The organism is Candidatus Hakubella thermalkaliphila (genome assembly GCF_013281975.1).
Taxonomy (GTDB): Bacteria; Actinomycetota; Humimicrobiia; order Hakubellales; family Hakubellaceae; genus Hakubella; species Hakubella thermalkaliphila.
In genome coordinates, this window is the sequence record NZ_BLRZ01000234.1 from 1 (window position 1) to 1,519 (window position 1,519).

A 1,519-nucleotide genomic window follows, 5' to 3' on the forward strand; every position below is an offset into this window, starting at 1 on the left:
TATGAAGGAACTAGAAGTTCCTGCTTCTTCAGTATACATCTGTGGAGATTAAATGCTTGACATGTTCCTGCTTTTGTGGTCATCTATCGCTGTAGGGTTAAAAGGAAAGTCTTAAGGACACCATAGGCAGAACTCTCAAGGGATTGTCTTTACTTTTCATCCAGTGTGCCCGCTCACCCTGAAAAGACTACCGGGCTTAAGCTCCATAATCTGCTATCTCCCTCTGCCCCACCACATCCTACCCAGCACTCCTCTGCCTTCCTAATTGATAGATGTCACGGGGTCACGGCCATCTCTAGCAGTTTCATTAAGTTTTCTCAAATGGTGTTAATTACGTTTAAAATCCAGGGAGCGGGCTTACAGGCCTTTGACCTTCAGGGAGAAGTTATGCGTAGGATCTTGGAGGGCCAGAAGATCTGGGTAAACTCCAATTTGGTGTGGACGGTTGAAATTGTACTCAACCAGCCATTCGGTTAGCCGGGGATTGAGCTCTTCAGGATCTAAAGATAGATTAGAGTTGTAGAGCCATTCATACTCCAGGGTCTGGTTAAACCTTTCTATCTCCGGGTTATCTTTAGGGGTTTTGACTCTGGAAAAGTACCTTTGAATGCCTAATTTGGCGGTAGCCCTTTCAAACTCCCAGGCAAATTCACTCCCATTATCCGTCTGCAGGTTTTCTATAGGCTGACCAACAAGGTAGCGGAGACGATAAAGGAAATCTGCTGCAGACCTTGAGCTCTTATTCTTATACATCCGGGCATAGCCTAACTTGGTGGCATGGTCCACGGCAGTCAGGATATATCTTTTAAGGCTATTCCAGTAGATAACGATGGTATCAAGCTGAAAGAGGAAACAGGGTCTCCCCTCCTTCACTAGCTGAGTTATTCTCTTCTTTGGTTTCTGACGAGCTCGGGCTCTCTTTCTGGTAGTCTTCTCGGCTTTATTCTGGTCGGGATAGAGCTTATACCTTCTGATTACCCTCTCTATCTTCCAGGTAGAGATATCTTCAGAATATTCCTTCTCATAAAGGACCTTTAGCTTCTTCTTACCATAGTAAGGATATCTCTTTCTCAAGTGCCTTATCCTCTCTTCCTGGATAAGGGTCACTTCCCAGCGCCTCTTACGATGGGGAGCCCTGGACCTATCAGCCAGGCTACGGACCTTGTATTTAGAGTCCTTAAAGCGTTTGAACCATTTATGAAAGGTCTTCCTGGAGATGCCGAAGTGTTGAGCAGTGAGGGTAACCTTCTCTTTGGCTGCTGTATAGTAGAAGACCATCCACTCCACTCTCAATCTTTCCTGGGTGGTAAAACCCAGGAGGCCAGCCACTCCCCTCCATTGCTCATATCTATCCTTGAGGACGATGGGCTTGCTTTTAAAGAAATAAAAGCTGGCAGGCTTTCTCATTATGGTAACTCCTCACGGTAAGTTAGTATCATTACTATAGCAAACGGCAAAAAATTGTTTACATGATGACCAAAAAATGATATCCTGAATCCCGATGAAAAAATCGGGAGGT

Annotated in this window: 1 protein-coding gene; it reads right to left on the bottom strand. The window is 45.2% G+C overall.

Going from position 1 to position 1,519, the window contains the following annotated elements; all coding sequences use genetic code 11:
* Nucleotides 1-357: 357 nt before the first annotated feature.
* Nucleotides 358-1,407, bottom strand: a complete 1,050-nt coding sequence (locus HW443_RS11160) for an integrase core domain-containing protein (RefSeq protein ID WP_176238220.1) — start codon at nucleotides 1,405-1,407, stop codon at nucleotides 358-360.
* Nucleotides 1,408-1,519: the final 112 nt, after the last annotated feature.